Here is an 18,885-nt window from a genome sequence, read left to right on the forward strand (position 1 = left end):
CGACGGTGGTCCGCTCACCGTCGCCCCCGCCGTACTCTCCCGCCGGCCGGCACCCACGGCCCGGCGGGGCCTCGACGCGCTCCCGGGCCGGGCCTGATCGGTCCAGGCCCGGGCCGGTTCGGCTCCGGGCCTGACGCAAGCCCGAAGCCCCCTGGAAAAGGCTCAGTTGACGTTGACGGCCGTCCAGCTGGCGGCGACCGCGCTGTACTCCGCGCTGCCCGAACCGTACAGGTCCGCCGCCGCGCTGAGGGTGCCCGTACGGGCGCCCGCGTAGTCGGTGGTGGAGGTGAAGTAGGTGGTCAGCGCGCGGTACCAGATCTGCGCGGCCTTGTCCCGGCCGATGCCCGCGAGCGTGGAGTTGTCGTACGTCGGGCTGCTGTAGCTGAACCCGTTGATCGTCTTCGCACCGCTGCCCTCGGACAGCAGGTAGAAGAAGTGGTTCGCCACCCCGGACGAGTAGTGGACGTCCAGGTTGCCGACGTTCGCGTCCCAGTAGTCCGCCGAGGCGCCGTCCTTGCTCGGCTGGTCCATGTAGCGCAGCGGGCTGCCGTCGCCGCGCAGGTTGATCAGCTCGCCGATCCAGTAGTTCGGCGGGTTGGAGGGCAGGTTGGCGTACCACTCGACCATCGTGCCCATGATGTCCGAGGTGGCCTCGTTGAGGCCACCGGACTCGCCCGCGTAGTTGAGGTTGGCGGTCGCGGCGGTGACGCCGTGGCTCATCTCGTGGCCGGCCACGTCGATCTCGGTGAGCGGCGCGGTGTTGTTGCTGCCGTCGCCGTACGACATGCAGAAGCAGCTGTCGTCCCAGAAGGCGTTGACGTAGTCGGAGCCGTAGTGCACCCGGCTCAGCGCGCCGACGCCGTCGTTGCGGATGCCGCTGCGCCCGAAGGTGTTCTTGTAGAAGTCCCAGGTGGTGGCGGCACCGAACTGGGCGTCCACGGCGGCGGATTCGCGGCTGTTGACGGTTCCGTCGCCGAAGCTGTTGCTGGTGTTGGCGAAGAGCGAGCCGGTCCCGTCGGTGCCGTTGTTGAGGTCACTGGTGGACTGACCGCCGCGGCTCTCGTCCTGCAGTCGGTACTCCGAGCCGCTCTGGGTGGTGGTCAACGGGACCTGGCCGACGAAGACACCGTTGCCGGTGCCCGCCGCGGTCTGGATGGTCTCGTGGGTGGCGAGGATCCGGCCGTCGGAGGCGTCGGTGACCAGGACCTGGCGGCTCGGGGTGCCGTCGGCGCGCAGCCCCGTGACCGTGGTGCGGTACGCCAGACGGGGAGTGCCGTCGATGGCCCAGACCACCAGCTCGGCCTGGCCGGCCTGGTGGACCTCGGTGAGCGGCGACTCGTCCGCGTCGGTGGTCACCCCGACGGTGGCCCTGACCGACTCGGCGACCTGAGCGACGGCCCGATCGGCGGCGATCTCCGGGGTCAGGCTCGACAACGCGATCCGTGCGGCGACCGCCTTGTCGACCGCCTTCACCGAGCCGTCGGCCTTCTGGTGGACGATCAGGTCGCCGCCGATCACCGGCAGGCCCCCGTAGGTGCGCTCGAAGCGCAGGTGGCGGGTGCCGTCCTTGTCCACCACGGCGTCCTTGGCGACCAGTTGCTCCTTGTCGCCGAGCTTGAGCGCCTTGGCCAGCGGCCCGGCCTGGCCGGCTGCCAGCTTGAGCACGGTCGCGTGCTGCTGGGCGGCCTGGGCCTGCAGCGAGGGGGTGGGAGCGGCCTGGGCGGCGGTGCTCACCTGGATCACACCGGTCAACAGGGCCGTGGCCGAGAGTACGGCGACGGCCGCGAGCTTACGCTTCACGTACGAGTCCTTCCGGGAAACCGCGTCTGGACGCGGTCGCACCACGTCCCGGGGAGCCGGGTCGGCACCTGTGGGGCGGGACGGGCACTGACGTGCGAGAACCCCGCGCAGTCGAGCGGCTCGCCACCAAGGGGTGGGGGTGGGGCTACCGCCGGGGGATGAACAGAAGCATGACAATCCAGCAGGTGCATTGACAGGTCTGCTTCAGTGATTGGCCTGGTCCCGCCATTGGGTAAAGGACTCCCAATCGGCCACCGAACCGGGGCAATTCACCACATCCCGCGAAGGGCTTCCAGCCCGAGCGACGGCCGACCGCCTGCGCCGACGGACGCTCCGCCACCGAACGCCGATTCGACCCGCGGGGCCGGCCGGCCCTCGATCGACTTTTACATGTGTGTAGAAGATTCCATACGGTTCCTTGACACCGGGGTGGCGAGGTTCCGCCACCCGATCCCCCTTGCCCAGAGGGATGGTGTCTGCTAATCGGCTTCCCGACGCCGTCACCGCGGCCTCCCGGAGCGCAGCTCGGCGAGCCGCCGCTCCAGACCGGCCCGGCAGGACGGCCACTCCTCGTCCGTGATCGAGAAGACCGCCGAGTCCCGCAGCTTCCCCGCCTCCCCCGGCGCCCAGGATCGCGACCAGTTCCGCAGCACGCCCTCGAACGTCGCCCCGGCCTTCGCGATCGCCGCCCGCGAACGGCCGTTGCGGGCGTCGGTCTTGAGGTCGACCCGGGCCACGCCCCACGCCTCGAAGGCGTGTCGGAACAGTAGGTACTTGGCCTCGGTGTTCAGCCCACTCCCCTGCGCGGAGGCCGCGAGCCAGGTGAACCCGACCTCGATCGCGAACAGTGAACCGTCCTCGGGCCGACGGCGCGGGTCCCAGAACGCCGTCGCACCGACCACCCGGCCGGACACCCGGTCCACCTGCACGTACGGGGCGAGCAATCCCGCGCCCCTGCGGGCGAGTTGGGCGTCGATGTATCCGCCCACCTCGCCGGCCGATGGCACCCAGGTGTACGTGTAGCCGCTGCGGTCCTCCTCCGCGGCGGCCGCGAGGCCGGCCGCATGTCCGGGCTCCAGCGGCTCCAGCCGGACGAACTCACCCTCCAGCAGCGGCCCTTCGAGAAACGGCGGTACGACGGCACTGGAGCCCACGGCTCCTCCTTCACGACGACGGGGATGGTCTCGGCAGCCTCCCAGGCCACTCGCACCCCGCGCCGCGATTACCATCCCTCGGACACTCTCCGCCCGCAGGGCCCGCCCGCCCCACGGGTCTCCCTACTGGAGCCGCCACTCCTGGGCGGTGTTGCCGGGGGTGCAGGTGACCATGGTCACCGCGTTGCCGGGGCCGTTGTTGGTCATGCAGCTCTGGTTCTGGTAGTCGCCCAGGGTGTACGAACCCGCCGAACTTCCGGTGCGGACCGTCCAGTTGGTGAGGAAGCTGAACCCGCTGTTCAGGACCACCTTCCCGTCCATGGTCTGGACCATCAGCGGGCCGCCGTTGTTGCAGGCGTTGAAGAGGATCCACGCGCCGGGGTTGGTCGAGCGCACCCAGCCGTACTGCGCGTGACCGCCGACCACGATCGGGTTGTCGCCGTTCAGGTTGTCGTCGCGCATCCCGATCGCACGGCCGTCCTTCACGCTGACGATCGTGCTCCAGCTGTTGCCACCGCAGGACGCGGGGCGGCTCGGGCTCTGCGGGGCGCCGGTGGTGCCACCATCGGTGGTCTGGGCCGGCGGCTGCGGGTTCTGGTTGGCGGGCGGGTTGGGCGGATTGCCGCCGCCGGGCCGGCTCGCCTGACCGCCCGACGACCCGCCCGCAGCCGTGCCCGCACCACCGGTCCGGCTGCCGCCCTGACCTGCGACCGGGTCCGGGACCGGTACCGGAACCGGCGGCTGGTTCTGGGCCGCGCCGGGCGTCGGCTGGCCGGGGCCCGGAGTGGCCGCCGGGGTGTCGGTCGGTGCCGGGGTGGCGGGCGTGGTGGTGGCCGCCGAGGCGGCGGTGCCCGGGTTCGCGGGGGCGGTGACCACCACGGTCGGCTGGACAGCGGGCGGCAGGGCCGCGTCGGAGCTGCCGGAACCGCGGTCGATCAGCAGGACGGTCGCCGTGCCCATCGAGATGACGACGGGGATGACGATGGGCACCAGCAGAGTGCGCCGCGGCCGCCGGCGGCCGGGTTCGGTCGGCGCCTGCGGCTCCACCTTCGCGACCTCGGCCGGTACCGGTGTGCCGCCCGCGGCGGGCACCACCACGGCCCCCGCCCCGGCCGGCTCGACGGCACCGCCCTTGACCGGCTCCGCCACGCCGCCCTTGGCCACCCCATCGGCACCGGGCCGGAGCGCGATGGTCCGGCTGTCGGCCACCCCGGCCTTCCCGGCCGCCTGCTCGCCTCCCGCGACGCCCTCCCCCGCGAGCGCCGCACGGGCCGCCGCCGCCATCTCGGCGGCGTCCGCGTACCGCTCCTCGGGTTTCTTGGCGAGCGCCCGGGCGACCAGCGCCCGCACCGGCGCCGGGAAGGTGTCCGGCAGTTCCGGCACCGGCTGGTTGACGTGCTTGAGCGCGATCTGGAGCGGCCCGTCACCGGAGTACGGCGGCTCGCCGACCAGCAGCTCGTAGCAGACCACGCCGATCGAGTAGAGGTCGGTGGCCGGCCCGAGGTCCGCGCCCTCGGCCTGCTCCGGGGACATGTAGAGCGCGGTGCCGATGATCGAGAACGGGGCGGTGAGCTTGGTACTGGCGAGGGCCCGGGCGATGCCGAAGTCGGTGATGGCCACCCGCCCGTCGGTGCGCACCATCAGGTTGGACGGCTTGATGTCCCGGTGCACGATCTCCCGCTGGTGCGCGGCGTGCAGCGCGTCCAGGGCGCCGGCCACCAGGCCGAGGGTGCGCTCGACGGTCATCGGGCCGGTGTCCCTGAGCACCCGGTCCAGTGGGCGGCCGTCGATCAGCTCCATGACGATGTAGGCGCAGCGCTCCTCGCCGTCCCCGCCGCTCTCGCCGTAGTCGTGGACGCCCACCACGCCGGGGTGGTCGACCGCCGCGACCAGCTGGGCCTCGCGGCGGAAGCGCTGGGCCGAGGTGTCGTCCTCCAGCAGCTCCGAGCGCAGGATCTTGACCGCGACCCGCCGCGCCAGCACCGTGTCCTCGGCCTTCCAGACCGAGCCCATGGCGCCGCCGCCGATCTTCTCGACCAGCTCGTACCGCCCGCCGAGCACGGTGCCCGCCCCGCTCATACTCCTGCTCCCCCGTGTCGTGACCCGCCCCGGCAGGTCGTCGGCACACAGTGTGCCAGAGCGTGTCGCGGGCTCAGCAGTGCAGGCCCGAAAAGGAATTGGGCACGAGTTGTCATTCTTTGAGGAAGTATCGGACGCGGTCCGCTGCTTCCCGGACGGCCGCGACGACCGCCTGGGGCCGGTCGGCCTGGATGGTGTGACCGGCGCCGTGGACCGAGCCGTGCGTTCCCCGGACGGCATTCGTCGCGATGCCCCTCTGCAGGGCGGTCCAGCGGACGCGCATCGCCCTGGGCAACCCCTGGGTCGCGCTCAGGACCACCAGCGGCACCTCGGGCGGCGGCGCCACGGCTCGGCGCCGTCGGATCTCAGGGACGGCAGTGGCGGTCAGCCGATGCTCGGCGAGGATGGTCCGCCGCTGGTGCCGGTACGCGATCACGGCCGCCTCGGCCCGGTCGAGCACCTCCGCCGGTCCGGGCGACGTCGGCGCCGATCCCGGCCCGGTCGTACGCCACGACCCGTCCGCACCGGGCGAGTTCGGGCAGGCCATCCGACCAGGTGAGCGCCGATGTTCCGGAGCCTGCGATCAGCACCACCGGGGCGACACCTCCCTGGCCTGCTTCCGACCAGCGCAACGCCCGCCCGCCGCGGTCCAGTTCGCCGGTGCGCACGCCGCCGGGCAGGTGCTCGCCGAGCGCCCGCGCGATGGCCTCCTGGACGCCCCGCAGGCCCGGCCCGGCCGGTTTCCCCCACCCGCCCCGACTGGTGTTGACGCGCGTCCCCCCTGAATCCGTCGTTCGCCCCTGCTTGCCCGGCCCTGGCCAGGAACGGCCTGCGACCGGCCGAGCAGGCGTCTGGTCAGCCGGTCGGCAGGAAAATCGGTCCGCCGGTCAGCCAATCGGCCGGTCCACCGATCGGCCGCCCGGCCTCAGGTCGGCAGGACGGCCTCAGGTCGGCAGGACCCGCTTCAGCACTCCGAGCAGCGCCTCCCAGTGCCGCTCGGTGGCCGCCGCGTCGTAGCGGCTGGTGTCGGCCTGGGTGTAGCCGTGCAGGGCGCCGGCGTAGACCTCCGCCCGGAACCGGACGCCGGCGGCGGTGAGGGCCGCGGAAAGCCGGTCGATCTGCTCGGGCGGCAGCGCGGGGTCCTCGTCCGCGTGGCCGAAGTACAGCTCGGCGGTGATCCGGTCGGCGCCCAGGTGCGGGCTGTCCGGGCTCTCCGTGGCGAGGCTGCCGCCGTGGAATCCCGCCGCGACGGCGATCCGGTCGGGGTGGCTGGCGGCCGTGCGCAGCGCCAGCAGGGCTCCGCGGCAGTATCCGGTCAGGCCGACCGGGCCGTCCTGGACCAGCGGGGACTCGGCGAGCCAACGCAGGTACGCGTCCGCGTCGCGGGCGGTCACCTCCGGGGTGAGGGTGTTGAGCAGCGGGACGAGCTTGGCGAAGAGTTCGCCGGCCTGGTCCACGTCGATGAGCTCCGGCAGTTCGACGACCGGCGCGCGACCGTTGCGGTAGTAGAGGTTGGGGACGAGCACGGTGTATCCGGCCGCGGCCAGGCGGTCGGCCATGCTCTCCATGTGCGGCCGGAGCCCGAAGGCGTCCGTGTAGAGGATGACGCCCGGGTGGGCCCGGTCGTCGTCGGGGTGGGCGAGGTAGGCGTCGGCGGTGCCGTCCGCCGTCGGGATGTCCACGAGGGTTCCGCGCACGGTCATGGTGAGGGACGCTCCTTCCGGTTCGTCCGGCAGCGTATCCGGTGGGCCCGCCGCCCGCCCAAGCGCTTTCGCCACAGTGGGCCCGTGTTTCGCCCGGAGGGAACACCGCGGCCCCGCGGCCGCGTTGAGCGGGCATGGGGTTGATCGTGGGTGTGTCGGCGGCGGTCGCGGCGGTGCTGGGGCTCGTCCTGCTGGCGGCGTGGCAGGTGTGGGGCGAGTCCTCGTCACGGCCGCGAGGGCGCGGACCCGGCGCCGGGACGGGCGCCGGCGGGCTGGAGGAGCTGCACGCGCTGTTCAGCCCGGGCAAGCAGGTGCAGGTCGAGCAGAAGCGGGAGCAGCTCGCGCAGCGGGACGACGCACGGGCCGGAGCGCCGCCGCACCTCGGCGTGGACCTGGACCGGGGTGTGGCGGTGCTGCCTGGCGGGGCCGGGGGACGGGCGCCCGGCCCCGCGCCGCGCACGGGAAGCCGAACGGGTACGGCTGGTCAGTCGCCCCGGTAGACGGGCGCTCAGGCGCCCCAGGTACGGGAACAGAGGACCAGCCGGTAGCCGTCCGGATCGGCTATCGTCACGCCGCACTCGTCCCAGTACGGGTTGTGGGCCTCGACCCGAGTGCCGCCGGCTTCCTCCAGCCGGGCGACCAGGCCTTCGCCGACCGGGGTGCCGAGGTAGACGACGAACAGGTCATCCACCGTCGGGGTGGGCTCCAGCGGCCGCTCAGGGTCGTGCGTCAGCTCGAAGTGCCAGCTGCCGTCGGGTGGGCCGACCATCAGCAGGTCGTGCTTGCCGGACACCCGCTCGGTGCTGCGCCACTGCACGGCGAGGCCGAGGCCGCCGACGTAGAAGCGCTCGGCCGCCGCGAGGTCGCGCGAGGGGCGGGCGATCCGGACCCGCATGGTGGAATCGATCACGCCGGTGACCATAGCCGATGCCACCGACAGCGAACCATGCTGTGCGGCAGGATTGTGGACGGGCCGTCAGACCCGCCGCAGGCGCTCCTCGTCGGAGGTCCGCGGGCAGGACGGCCATGGCTGCGGCGACGGAGGCGCTGACAGATAACAGATTTCGAAATCTGTTATCTGTCATCTGTTGGCTGTCAGCTGTTGGCCGTCATCTGAAATCCGTCGGCTGAACCCGTTCGCCGCCCACCGTCGACCGACCGCCTCCGGCCGTGCACCCACCGTCCACCACCCCGGTCCGCCGCCGCCCCCTTACTCCACTCGTGGGAGAGTGGTTGCAGCGAAGGGAGCGCGAACGTGCTGATGGACAAGGTGGCGGAGATACTCGCCGAGGCGTCGGCCGAGGCGGTGGAGCCGCGTTTCCGGGCGCTGGCCGCCGGCGAGGTGATGGAGAAGGCTCCCGGCGAGGTCGTGACGGTCGCCGACCGCGAGGCCGAGGCGATCATCGCCCGCCGGCTGCACGAGCTGCTGCCCGTCCCCGTGGTCGGCGAGGAGGCGGTCGCCGCCGACCCCTCGCTCGCCCTGGCCCTGCACGACGAGCCCGCCGTCTGGCTGGTCGACCCGGTGGACGGCACCGCCAACTTCGTCGCCGGCCGACCGGAGTACGCCGTGATGTGCTCCCTGGTCCGCTCCGGCCGGACGGTCGCCTCCTGGATCTGGCAGCCCGCCACCGCCACCACCTACTGCGCCGAACTGGGCTCCGGCGCCTGGCGCGACGGTGTACGCCTGACCCGCCCCCCGGCGCCGAAGGACGTCGCGAAGCTGCGCGGCTCGGTCAAGAGCCGCTACCTCGACGCCGAGCACCGCCGCCGGCTCCAGGACAACATCGCGGCCTTCGGTGAGATCTCCCCCGGCCGGCACGCCGCCGGGATCGAGTACCCGGACGTCATCGAGGGCCGCTTCGACTTCATCCTCTACTGGCGCACCCTCCCCTGGGACCACGCCCCCGGCTCCCTGCTGGTCACCGAGGCCGGCGGCGTCTCCGCCCGCCTGGACGGCGTCCCCTACCGCCCGGAGGCCCCCGGCTGCGAGGACGGTCTCCTGGTCGCCGCCGACCCCGACACCTGGGAGCTCACCCGGTCGACCCTCCTGAGCGACTGACCCCGGGGCTCTGCGCGCCGGGAGCCGCCGCGCACCTGGCCACCCACCCGTTACCCCGCCCGCCCTACCCCGCCCGCTCGCCCGCCACCTTGTGGCCGGCGCCCACCACCTCCCGCAGCAGCGCGCCGACCTCCCCCACCGTGGTGTGGGGGTTCAGCAGCGTGAGCTTCAGCCGGACCCGCCCCGGGCCCTCGCCCGGGAGTTCGGTGCGGCCGATCACCGCCCGGCCGGTGCGCAGCAGCAGGCGCCGCAGGCGGCCGTTCGTCTCGTCCAGCACCGCCTCGTCCGTCACACCGGGCGGCCGGTAGCGGAAGAGGATGGCAGTGAGCACGGGCTCGGCGTGGAGTTCGAGCGCCGGGTCGGTGCGGACGGCGTCTGCGGCGGCGCGGGCGAGGTCGTGGCAGCTGTCGACCAGCCGGCCGAGTCCGTCGCGTCCGAGGGTGCGCAGGGTGACGGCGAGTTTGAAGGCGTCGGCCCGACGGGTGGTGCGCAGCGAGCGGCCGAGCAGGCTGGGGTAGCCGGCCTGCTCGTCGTCGGCCGGGTTGAGGTACTCGGCGCGGCGGGCGAGCGACGCGTAGGTCTCGGCGCGGCGCACCAGGAAGACCCCGGCCGCGGCCGGCTGCCAGCCGATCTTGTGCCAGTCGAGGGAGACCGAGTCGGCGCGGGCGATGCCGTCGAGCAGTGGGGCGAGCCGGTCGGAGAGCAGCGCCCCGCCGCCGTACGCGGCGTCCACGTGCAGCCAGGCGCCGTAGCGTCCGGCGAGGTCGGCGGTGGCGGGTAGCGGGTCGATGGCTCCGGTGTCGGTGGTGCCGGCGGTGGCGACCACGGCGATCGGGGTCCGTCCGGCCCGGCCGGCCTCGGCCATCGCCCGTTCCAGTTCGTCCTCCCGCATCCGCAGTCCGCGGTCGACCGGGACGGGGATGACGGCCCGCTCGCCGAGGCCGAGCAGGGCGGCGGCGCGCTGGACGGAGAAGTGCGCGGCCTCGGAGGCGAGGATGCACGGCCGGACGCCGGCCGGGATGCCGTCCAACTCGACGATGCCGTCGAGCTTCTGGTCGCGCGCCAGCATGAGCCCCATGAGGTTGGACTCGGTGCCGCCGGAGGTGAGGACGCCGGCGGATCGCTCCGGGTCGTAGCCGACCAGCCCGGCGATCTCGGCGAGCAGTGCGCTCTCCAGGGCGGTGGCGGCGGGAGCCTGGTCCCAGGAGTCCTGGGAGGGGTTGAGGGCGCTGACCGCGAGGTCGGCCGCGGCGGCGACGGCGAGCGGCGGGCAGTGCAGGTGCGCGGCGCAGGCCGGGTCGGCGGGGTCGGCGGCGCCGTAGGCGAGCAGTTCGGTGAGCCGGGCGAGCGCGCCGGGTCCTTCACTGGTGGCCAGCGCGTCGTCGACGAGTGCGGCGATCTCGGCCGGGCTGCCCGCCGGAAGCGGCCCGGAGCGCATGGCGGTGCCCGTCTCCAGCGAGTCGAGGACGGTGGCCAGCAGTGGTCCGAGCGCGCCCGGCCCGGCCGCGCCGCCTGCCAGGGCGTCCATGGCGGAGCCGTCCCCGGGGAGCCGGGCGGCGCCATCCCCGGGGAGCCCCGCAGGGCCGGGGCCGGACCCGCTCATCGCTGCCCCCGGGCCGCCGACGGACTCGCCGAACCCTGCGCCGCCCCACCCGCCGCCCCACCCGCCGCCCCACCCGCCGGCCCGCGCGCGGAGGAGGAGGCCGCTGCGATCGCCTCCGCCAACCGCTCCAGTACCGCCGCCACCTGCTCGTCGGTGATGGTCAGCGGCGGGAGCAGCCGCAGCACCGCGTCGTGGCGCCCGCCGAGCTCGACGATCAGCCCCCGCGCCAGGCACGCCTCCCGGACGCGCACCGCGAGCGCCGGGTCGGCCGGCCGGGCGCCGCACGCGTCGGGCTCGGCCGCCGGGTCGACCAGTTCGACCCCGAGCATCAGCCCCCGGCCGCGCACGTCGCCGATCACCGGCAGTTCGGCCGCGAGCTCGCGCAGCCGGGCCGCCATCCGCTCGCCGACGACGGCGGCCCGCTCGGCCAGTCCGTTGGCCGCGACGTGGCGCAGCGTCGCGGCCCCGGCGGCCATGGCGAGGGTGTTGCCGCGGAAGGTGCCGGTGTGGGCGCCGGGCCGCCAGCCGTCGTAGTCCTCGCGGTAGACGACGACGGCGAGCGGCAGGCTGCCGCCGATGGCCTTGGAGAGGACCATGGCGTCCGGGACGACGCCGCTGTGCTCGATCGCCCACATCGCGCCGGTGCGGCCGACTCCGGTCTGCACCTCGTCGACGATCAGCGGAATGCCGCGCTCGGCGGTGATCCGGCGCATCGCGCGCAGCCAGCCGTCGGGCGCGGGGACGACCCCGCCCTCGCCCTGGACGGCCTCCAGGATCATCGCGGCGGGCGCCACCACGCCGCCCGAGGGGTCGTCCAGCAGCCGCTCCACGTAGGTCGCGGCGAGGTCGGCGCCCGCCTCGCCGCCGACCCCGAACGGGCAGCGGTAGCCGTACGGGTAGGGCAGCCGGGCGACCTCGCCGCCGCTCGGCAGCGGCTCCTTGACGGCGACGTTGCCGGTGAGCGCGAGGGCACCGGCGGTCATGCCGTGGTACGCGCCGGTGAAGGCGAGCGCGCCGGAGCGGCCGGTGGCGGTCTGCATCAGCTTGAGCGCGGCCTCGACGGCGTCCGTCCCGGCCGGTCCGCAGAAGTGCACCCGCGCGCGGGCGGCGAACTCCGCCGGCAGGCTCTCGAACAGCGCGCTGGTGAAGTCGTCCTTCTCGGCGGTGGCGAGGTCGAGCAGGTGCAGCGGGGCGCCGCTGTCGAGGGTGCGGCGGATCGCCTCCAGCACCACCGGGTGGTTGTGGCCGAGGGCGAGTGTTCCGGCGCCGGAGAGGCAGTCCAGGTAGCGCCGTCCGTCGGCGCCCTCGACGGTCATGCCGTTGGCGCGGACCGGGACGATCGGGAAGGAGCGGGCGTACGTTCTGGCGGCGGACTCGCGGACGCGCTGACGGCGCAGGATGGCTTCACCGGCGGCCGGGGCTGCGGAGGCGGCCTGGGCGGATACGGCAGCGAGCGACACGAGGGACCCCCAGAGGAAGTTAGGTAAGCCTAACTTTACTGACCTTGACCTGGCGGAATGTCCTCGGGGCCCCGAAACCACCCGAGCGAGTGAACCTCCCCCGGTTCCCCAAACGAGCACCGCGCGGAAAGGTCACGGCGTGGGACCCCGAAACCCCGTCGGCCGCCGGCCCCGGCCCCACCGACGTCAGCCCCGCCCCCGCCACCGGTAGCAGAGCTCCGGCCGCCCGACACTCCCGTACTGCGGCTCCCGCACCGCGCACCCGGTCTCCACCAGGTGCTCCAGGTAGCGCCGCGCGGTGATCCGCGAGACCCCGGCGGCGGCGCCCGCGGCCGCCGCCGACAGCCCGGTGGCCGCCTCGCGCAGCACCGAGGCGACGGCGTCCAGGGTGGGCGCGCACAGCCCCTTGGGCAGAGTGGTGCGCTCCGGCGTGCGGAGCAGGGCGAGCGCCTGGTCGACCTCCTCCTGCCCGGTCGCCTCGCCGGTGCGCCCGAGGCTGTCCCGGTAGCGGGCGTAGCGGTCCAGGCGGTCGTGCAGGGCGGCCGCGCTGAACGGTTTCAGCAGGTACTGCACGACGCCCGCGGAGACCGCCTGCCGGACCATGGCGAGGTCGCGGGCCGAGGTCACCGCGATGACGTCGGCGCCGTGGCCGGTCGCGCGCAACGTGCGGCAGAGCTGGAGCCCGTGGCCGTCCGGCAGGTAGAGGTCCAGCAGGATGAGGTCGACGGGCGTCCCGGCGGCGCGGGCCCGGTCCAGGAAGCGCAGCGCGTCGGCACAGCTGTGGACCGTCCCCGCGGCGTGGAAGCCGGGCTCCCGCCGGACGTACAGGGTGTGCGCGGCGGCGGCCACCGGGTCGTCCTCGACCACCAGGACGGAGATCCCCGTCGCGGCGGCGGTGTCGGCGGCGCTGCTCACACCAGGGCCCCTTCCTGCTCCCGGCCAGTGGTCTCCCGCGGCTCGCCGGTGGACTCCCCCGCCCCGCCGGCGGGCCCTGCCGTCTGTCCGCCCAGCGGCAGCCGCACGGTGAGCACCGCGCCGCGCTCCCGTCCGACCTCGACGGTGCCGCCGTTGCGCCGGGCGGTCTGGGCGACCAGCGCCAGCCCGAGCCCGTGACCGTGACCGTCCTGCTTCGTGCTCCAGCCTCGCCGGAACACGTCGTCGACCGCGCCCGGGGCGATCCCCGGACCGGTGTCGGCGACCCGCAGCAGCAGGCAGTCACCGTCCGCTCCCGCACCATCGCCGCCGCAGTCCCGACCGCCGCAGTCCCGGCGGCCGGCGATCCGCGCCGTGACGGTGACCTCCGGCGGGACGGTGCTCCCGGCCGCACCGGCGATGGCGGCGTCCACGGCGTTGTCGATCAGGTTGCCGAGCACGGTGATCAGGTCCCGCGCGGAGAGCCCGGGCGGCAGCACCCCGTCGTCGATCCGGCTGTCCTCGGTGAGGGTCAACTCCACGCCCCGTTCGGCGGCTTGGGCCGCCTTGCCGAGCAGCAGCGCGGCCAGCACCGGCTCACTCACCGCCGCGACCACCCGGTCGGTGAGCTGCTGGGCGAGTTCGAGCTCGGCCGTGGCGAACTCCACCGCCTGCTCGTGTCGGCCGAGTTCGATCAGCGAGACCACCGCGTGCAAGCGGTTGGCGGCCTCGTGCGCCTGCGCTCCGAGCGCCTCGGTGAAGCCGCGTACGGAGTCCAACTCGCCGCTGAGCGCCTGGAGTTCGGTGTGGTCCCGGAGGGTGACCACCCTGCCGAGACCGTTTCCGGTGCCGATGGTGGAGGTGTTCAGCACCACGACCCGCTCGGCGGTCAGGTGCACCTCGTCCCGGACCGGCTCCTCCCTCAGCACGGCCGCCACCAGCGCCTCCGGCAGACCCAGCCCCGCCACCGGGCGGCCGTCCAGGTCGCCTGCCAGACCGAGCAGTTCACGGGCGGCGTCGTTGCACAGCACCACCCGGTGCGAGCGGTCCAGCAGGACCAGCCCCTCGCGCACCGCGTGCAGGGTGGCCTGGTGGTACTCGTAGAGGTGGCTCAGCTCGTCCGGCCCCATTCCGTGGGTGTGCCGCCGCAGCCGGGAGTTGGCGAGGTAGGTGCCGACGCCGCCGACCGCGAGCGCGGCCACCGCCACCCCGACCAGGGCGAGCAGCGGACCGCTCAGCTGCGCGGAGATCGACTCCACCGTGAGGCCCGCGCTGACCAGCGCGACCACCCGGTGCCGGTCGTCCCACACCGGGGTGACCACCCGCACCGACGGGCCGAGCGTGCCGGTGTACGTCTCGCTGCGGGTCTGCCCGGCGAGCGCCCAGTCGATGTGCCCGAGGTAGGTCCGGCCGATCTGATCGGGCAGCGGGTGGGTCCAGCGCACGCCGTCGGTGTCCATGACGGTGATGAAGGAGACCCCGGTGTCGGCCCGCACCTGCTCGACGTACGGCTGGAGCACCGCGGTCGGGTCCGGCCCGGCGACCGCGGCCCGGACGGACGGCGAGTCCGCGACGGCGTGCGCGACCGCGGTGACCTGGCGACGGGCGGCATCCTCGGTGCGGTCGGCGGCGAAGAGGTACGCGAGCACCGCGCCGCCGGCGACCACGGCGGCGACGATCACCACCTGGACCACGAACAGCTGCCCGGCCAGGCTCCGGACGAGGCGCCGGGGGAGGCATCTGACCAGGCCTCGGGGCAGGCGGTGGGGCAGGCCTCGGGGCAACCGCCGGGGCCCGCGGCCCGTCGGCCGGCGCGAGCGGCGGCGCGGGGCGGTGGGGGCGGTGTGCTGGGACATGCCTGCCAGTGTGCACCACGCTCCCGGACGGCCCCAGAGCCCGTCCGGCCCGCATCGTTCGCGGGCCCGCCTCCCGGACCACCCGCACCGTTCATGAACTCTATGAACGCAAACGTGACCTGTGTCACCTCTGGGCCCATAGTCGGAGCGGCCCATCCCCCGGGGCCGCCAGGACTGCACGGCAAGGGAGCCGCAGATGTCGATCGCTGGAGCCGCCACGGCGGCGGGACCCAGACCCAAGGACAGGACCCACTACCTCTACATCGCGGTGATCGCCGCGGTGATCGCGGGTGTGGTGGTCGGTCTGGCCGCTCCCGGTTTCGCCGTGGAGCTGAAGCCGGTCGGCACGGGCTTCGTCAACCTGATCAAGATGATGATCAGCCCGGTGATCTTCTGCACCATCGTCCTGGGCATCGGCTCGGTGACCAAGGCCGCGAAGGTCGGCAAGGTCGGCGGCCTCGCCATCGGCTACTTCCTCGCCATGTCGACCGTCGCGCTGGCCATCGGCATGGTCGTCGGCAACCTCCTGGAGCCCGGCGGCGGCCTCCACCTGACCGCCGCGCTCGCCAAGTCCGGCCACGCCCAGGCGGCCGCCGGCGGCGCCCAGTCGACCACCGACTTCCTGCTCGGGATGATCCCCGAGACCCTGCTCTCCGCCCTCACCCAGGGCAAGGTGCTCCAGACCCTGCTGGTCGCCCTGCTCATCGGCTTCGCACTCCAGGCGATGGGCCAGGCCGGCGCGCCGGTGCTGCGCGGGATCGAGCACGTGCAGCGGCTGGTCTTCCGGGTCATGTCGATGATCATGTGGGTCGCGCCGATCGGCGCCTTCGGGGCGATGGCGGCCGTGGTCGGGGCCACCGGCACCGCCGCGCTGAAGAGCCTGGCCGTCATCATGATCGGCTTCTACGTCACCTGCGTGCTGTTCGTCGTCGTGGTGCTGGGCACGCTGCTGCGCCTGGTTGCCGGGGTCAACGTGTTCGCGCTGCTGAAGTACCTCGGCCGCGAGTTCCTGCTGATCCTCTCCACCTCCTCGTCCGAGAGCGCACTGCCCCGACTGATCGCCAAGATGGAACACCTGGGCGTCAGCCGCCCGGTCGTCGGCATCACCGTGCCGACCGGCTACAGCTTCAACCTCGACGGCACCGCCATCTACCTGACCATGGCCTCGATCTTCATCTCCGAGGCGATGGACAAGCCGATGTCGCTCGGCGAGCAGCTCTCGCTGCTGGTGTTCATGGTGATCGCGAGCAAGGGCGCGGCCGGGGTCACCGGCGCCGGACTGGCCACTCTCGCGGGCGGGCTCCAGTCACACAAGCCCGCTCTGGTGGACGGCGTCGGTCTGATCGTCGGCATCGACCGCTTCATGTCGGAGGCCCGCGCGCTCACCAACTTCGCGGGCAACGCCGTCGCGACCGTGCTGATCGGACACTGGACCGGCGAACTCGACGCCGCGCGTGCCCGGCGGGTGCTGGCCGGCGAGCTGCCGTTCGACGAGCTGACGCTGGTCGACGCCCACGGCGGGCCCGCCGGACCCGCCTCCGCGTCGGACGACTCCACAGCCTCCGCCCCCGAGGCCGTCCCCGCCCAGGGCGTCGCCCCCGCCGGCGTCTGAGCCCGGCAGCGGCCCTCGCACTCCCCCGGTCCGGCGCCTCCTATCCAACCCCCGGAAAGGCGCCGGACCGGGGGTCTTCGTCTTCCCGTCCGGTCGGGCTCTTCCACGCGACCGGCGTTCCGGGCCCGACCGGGCTCCGGGCCCGTCACAGCTCCTGGGAGCCACTGACCACCCAGGCCACCCCGCTCGCCGGATCCTCCAGCGCGACGTGCAGGTGGTGCAGCCCGGCCGAAGGCTCCTGCCAGGTGAAACAGCGCATGCGGGCCACCAGCGCATTCACCGCGCCCCGGTCCACCCTGCCCGTCCCGTCCGGACCGTCCGCCCCGGCCATCGCGGCCATCGCGGCCAGGGCCCGCCACATCCCCAGCCGCCCGTGCGCACAGCCCTGCGTCCGCCCCACGGAAGCGGCCCGCACCAGCGCCGGGTAGGCGAGCGCGAACGGCAGATGGCCGCCGACCACCCGCCGGTCGCGGGCCATCAGGGCGGCCGCCGCCGGGGCCTGGCCGCGGACGCAGGCCGTCTCCGCCCACGGCGCGAGCGCGCCCAGTCCGGCCAGTGCCCGGGTGACCCGCGGCCCGTCCGGCCGCCCACCCGACCGCCCCGCCGGGGGAAGTTCCACCTCGCCCAGGCCCTCCCGGCTGGCCGGCAGGGTCAGCAGTGCGCTGCGCGCGCCCCCGCCGGGCAGGTACTCGCGCACCCGGGCCGCCTCGTCCCAGCCCGCCGCCTCCCACGGCTCCAAGCGCAGCGGCACGCCCTCCGGATCGGACTCGGCCTGGTGCGAGAGGTCCTCGCCGAGCAGCGCCCGGGTGTGCGCGACCAGCCGTCGCACCCCGGCCGGGCCGAGCAGCGGGGCCAGCCGCAACCAGGAGTGCCGGGTCGCCAGCACCTCCCAGAGCGGGCCGGCGTCGTGGTCGGCCACCCCGGCAGCCGTTCCCGCACCGCCGTCCCGGTCGAAGAGCCGGACGGCCAGCTCGGGCGGCGCCGCGTAGGCGATCAGGTGGCCGAGCGGCGCCGTCAGCGCGGCCGCGGTCTCCTCCCCCGCCTCCGCCACGGCCGCCGCCCGGCCCTGCCGGTAGGCGGTGAGCAGCTCGGGCCAGCGGCCGTCGTCGGCCAGTGCGCGCAGGCGGCCGTCCTCGTGCGTGATCACGATTCGCAGGGTACGGGCCGAGGTGGCGCATCAGCTGACTTGCTGTCAGTTCGGTGCGTCGGGCAGCGACCCCATCCACCGCCGCACCCTCAGCTCCGCCCGCGCTCGCGCTCCCGTTCACGCCCCGCCTGCCGCTCCCATTCGCGCTCCCGCTGGAGGACGGCGCGCAGCCGGCCGTGGGCGCGACGCCGGGTGACGGCCAGCGTGCTGCGGTGCAGCCCGAGCAGCTCGGCGGCCTCGTCGACGCTGTAGCCGTCGAGGTCCACCAGGACCACCGCACGGGCCTGCTTGACGGTGAGGAAGTCCAGCAGCCGGAGCACCTCCCAGCGCGCCTGCAACTCGCCCATCCCGCCGGACCGGGGATCGGGCGCCGCCTGGCCCCGCTCGCCGGCGTCGCCCGCCTCCGGCACCTCGGGCATCGACACCTGCCGGCGCTCCCGGCGCCACTGGTCGCGCAGGATGTTCACCATCGTGGTGAACGCGTAGGCGTAAGGCTGCGGGTGGCCGAGGAAGCGCTCCGGCCGGCGGGCGATCCGGAGGTACGCGTCATGGACGACGTCCCCGGCGCCGACCGGACCGCCGGCGAGGGAGACTGCCGCCTGGTGGAGCCTGGGCAGCAGATCGATGAACACCCGGTTGAATTCGGCCGATTGACCGCCGCTCCCGTTCGGACCGAAGCCCTTTTCCCGTCCGCCGCCCGCATTCCGACCGCTGCAGTCCGCCATGCCGCTCTCCCCGGAAATCGGCACCCCGAGCACCTGGTCCGGCCTGGCCGCAGGGGCCGCGGGCCAACCGGATGACCTGTGACACAGGTCACATCATAGTTCGCCGTCTCACCGTGCGCAGCCATTCGTATGCAATACGTCACCAGTCGTACGGGAGACGGGACTTGACCTCCGCGCGGACACCCCGGAGGTCGGGACACTCCACCCGACGAGAAACCCTCAGCAAGGAGAACCGCAGTGCGAGGTTGCATCGCCAGGAAGATCGCCACGCTCGGACTGGCCACCGTGGCCGCCCTGAGCGCGCTCGGGACCACCGCCCAGCCGGCCGCCGCGGCGGCGACGATCCAGGATCAGACCGTCACCCCCGGAACCGCCGCGACCTCGAACACCATCGCGGCCGAGGCCTACCGCTGCGCCATCACCGCCAACTACGGCTGGCGCTGGGAGGGCTACTGCTACGTCTACTCCGGGCAACTGCGCACCATCACCTACTGCGCCGACGGCTCGCACACCACCGGCCTGTGGATCGGCGCGCGACCGCAGGCCTGGTCGGTCTGGGGCAAGTGCCCCGGATCCACCTGGACGAAGATCGTGTTCCAGTGGCGCAGCTGAGCCACTGACCGAGCCGCAGGTGCACCCCCCGACCGAACCCCCGACGCACCCAGCCGCCGACCGGGGCGGGTGACGAGTAACGGGCAGTAGACGGCAGCCGACGATCGACGACTGACAGATGACAGCTGACAGATTTCGAAATCTGTCAGCTGTCATCTGTCAG

At 73.8% G+C, this 18,885-nt stretch carries 16 protein-coding genes; 4 read left to right on the top strand and 12 right to left on the bottom strand.

All coding sequences use genetic code 11. The annotated features are described in order from the left end of the window. Positions 1 to 162: 162 nt before the first annotated feature. The 5 genes from ACFU7Y_RS19585 to ACFU7Y_RS19605 form a co-directional block, all read right to left on the bottom strand. The gene (locus ACFU7Y_RS19585) at positions 163 to 1,800 is read right to left on the bottom strand and encodes a M4 family metallopeptidase (RefSeq protein WP_380769000.1); all 1,638 of its coding nucleotides are present in this window, start codon (positions 1,798 to 1,800) and stop codon (positions 163 to 165) included. Positions 1,801 to 2,300: 500 nt separating this feature from the next. Beyond that, positions 2,301 to 2,954: a GNAT family N-acetyltransferase gene (locus ACFU7Y_RS19590; protein ID WP_224282090.1), complete on the bottom strand. Its 654-nt coding sequence runs from the start codon at positions 2,952 to 2,954 to the stop codon at positions 2,301 to 2,303. A gap of 123 nt (positions 2,955 to 3,077) precedes the next feature. After that, on the bottom strand, positions 3,078 to 5,033 hold the full coding sequence (locus ACFU7Y_RS19595; RefSeq protein WP_380769002.1) for a serine/threonine-protein kinase: 1,956 nt from the start codon (positions 5,031 to 5,033) through the stop codon (positions 3,078 to 3,080). A gap of 112 nt (positions 5,034 to 5,145) precedes the next feature. After that, on the bottom strand, positions 5,146 to 5,493 hold the full coding sequence (locus ACFU7Y_RS19600) for a hypothetical protein (RefSeq protein ID WP_224283874.1): 348 nt from the start codon (positions 5,491 to 5,493) through the stop codon (positions 5,146 to 5,148). Positions 5,494 to 5,977: 484 nt separating this feature from the next. Next, entirely contained in the window at positions 5,978 to 6,736 is a 759-nt protein-coding gene (locus ACFU7Y_RS19605; protein ID WP_224283873.1) for a dienelactone hydrolase family protein, read from the bottom strand. A 134-nt stretch (positions 6,737 to 6,870) separates the two neighbouring features. Here ACFU7Y_RS19605 and ACFU7Y_RS19610 point away from each other — a divergent pair, with 134 nt between their 5' ends. Further along, on the top strand, positions 6,871 to 7,236 hold the full coding sequence (locus ACFU7Y_RS19610) for a DUF6191 domain-containing protein (RefSeq protein ID WP_224283872.1): 366 nt from the start codon (positions 6,871 to 6,873) through the stop codon (positions 7,234 to 7,236). A gap of 8 nt (positions 7,237 to 7,244) precedes the next feature. Here the strand turns inward: ACFU7Y_RS19610 and ACFU7Y_RS19615 are convergent, their stop codons facing one another. Next, complete coding sequence (locus ACFU7Y_RS19615; RefSeq protein WP_224283878.1) at positions 7,245 to 7,631, bottom strand: VOC family protein; 387 nt, start codon at positions 7,629 to 7,631, stop codon at positions 7,245 to 7,247. A 366-nt stretch (positions 7,632 to 7,997) separates the two neighbouring features. Between ACFU7Y_RS19615 and ACFU7Y_RS19620 the strand changes: the two genes are divergently transcribed. Continuing rightward, positions 7,998 to 8,795, top strand: a complete 798-nt coding sequence (locus tag ACFU7Y_RS19620) for an inositol monophosphatase family protein (RefSeq protein WP_224283877.1) — start codon at positions 7,998 to 8,000, stop codon at positions 8,793 to 8,795. Positions 8,796 to 8,859: 64 nt separating this feature from the next. Here the strand turns inward: ACFU7Y_RS19620 and ACFU7Y_RS19625 are convergent, their stop codons facing one another. The 4 genes from ACFU7Y_RS19625 to ACFU7Y_RS19640 form a co-directional block, all read right to left on the bottom strand. After that, the gene (locus ACFU7Y_RS19625; protein WP_224283876.1) at positions 8,860 to 10,323 is read right to left on the bottom strand and encodes a pyridoxal-dependent decarboxylase; all 1,464 of its coding nucleotides are present in this window, start codon (positions 10,321 to 10,323) and stop codon (positions 8,860 to 8,862) included. Positions 10,324 to 10,394: 71 nt separating this feature from the next. Beyond that, positions 10,395 to 11,858 (bottom strand): diaminobutyrate--2-oxoglutarate transaminase, encoded by a 1,464-nt coding sequence (locus ACFU7Y_RS19630; RefSeq protein ID WP_380769005.1) that lies wholly within the window; start codon positions 11,856 to 11,858, stop codon positions 10,395 to 10,397. Positions 11,859 to 12,044: 186 nt separating this feature from the next. Further along, a complete protein-coding gene (locus ACFU7Y_RS19635) occupies positions 12,045 to 12,773 on the bottom strand; it encodes a response regulator (RefSeq protein WP_224282468.1) in 729 nt (242 codons plus the stop codon). Continuing rightward, complete coding sequence (locus ACFU7Y_RS19640; RefSeq protein WP_224282469.1) at positions 12,770 to 14,626, bottom strand: ATP-binding protein; 1,857 nt, start codon at positions 14,624 to 14,626, stop codon at positions 12,770 to 12,772. Before ACFU7Y_RS19640 ends, ACFU7Y_RS19635 begins: the two co-directional genes overlap by 4 nt. Before the next feature lie 196 nt (positions 14,627 to 14,822). Between ACFU7Y_RS19640 and ACFU7Y_RS19645 the strand changes: the two genes are divergently transcribed. Continuing rightward, complete coding sequence (locus ACFU7Y_RS19645; RefSeq protein WP_224282470.1) at positions 14,823 to 16,238, top strand: cation:dicarboxylate symporter family transporter; 1,416 nt, start codon at positions 14,823 to 14,825, stop codon at positions 16,236 to 16,238. A 145-nt stretch (positions 16,239 to 16,383) separates the two neighbouring features. On the opposite strand, the gene ACFU7Y_RS19650 is transcribed toward ACFU7Y_RS19645, so the two are convergent. Continuing rightward, complete coding sequence (locus tag ACFU7Y_RS19650) at positions 16,384 to 17,385, bottom strand: hypothetical protein (protein ID WP_380769008.1); 1,002 nt, start codon at positions 17,383 to 17,385, stop codon at positions 16,384 to 16,386. 89 nt (positions 17,386 to 17,474) lie between these two features. Beyond that, positions 17,475 to 18,017: an RNA polymerase sigma factor gene (locus tag ACFU7Y_RS19655; protein ID WP_224282472.1), complete on the bottom strand. Its 543-nt coding sequence runs from the start codon at positions 18,015 to 18,017 to the stop codon at positions 17,475 to 17,477. Positions 18,018 to 18,347: 330 nt separating this feature from the next. Between ACFU7Y_RS19655 and ACFU7Y_RS19660 the strand changes: the two genes are divergently transcribed. Next, positions 18,348 to 18,722 carry a hypothetical protein gene (locus ACFU7Y_RS19660; protein ID WP_380769010.1) on the top strand — a complete coding sequence of 125 codons (375 nt, stop codon included), beginning with the start codon at positions 18,348 to 18,350 and terminating at the stop codon, positions 18,720 to 18,722. Positions 18,723 to 18,885 lie beyond the last annotated feature (163 nt).

The sequence above is a fragment of the Kitasatospora sp. NPDC057542 genome (genome assembly GCF_042801945.1).
GTDB lineage: Bacteria > Actinomycetota > Actinomycetes > Streptomycetales > Streptomycetaceae > Kitasatospora.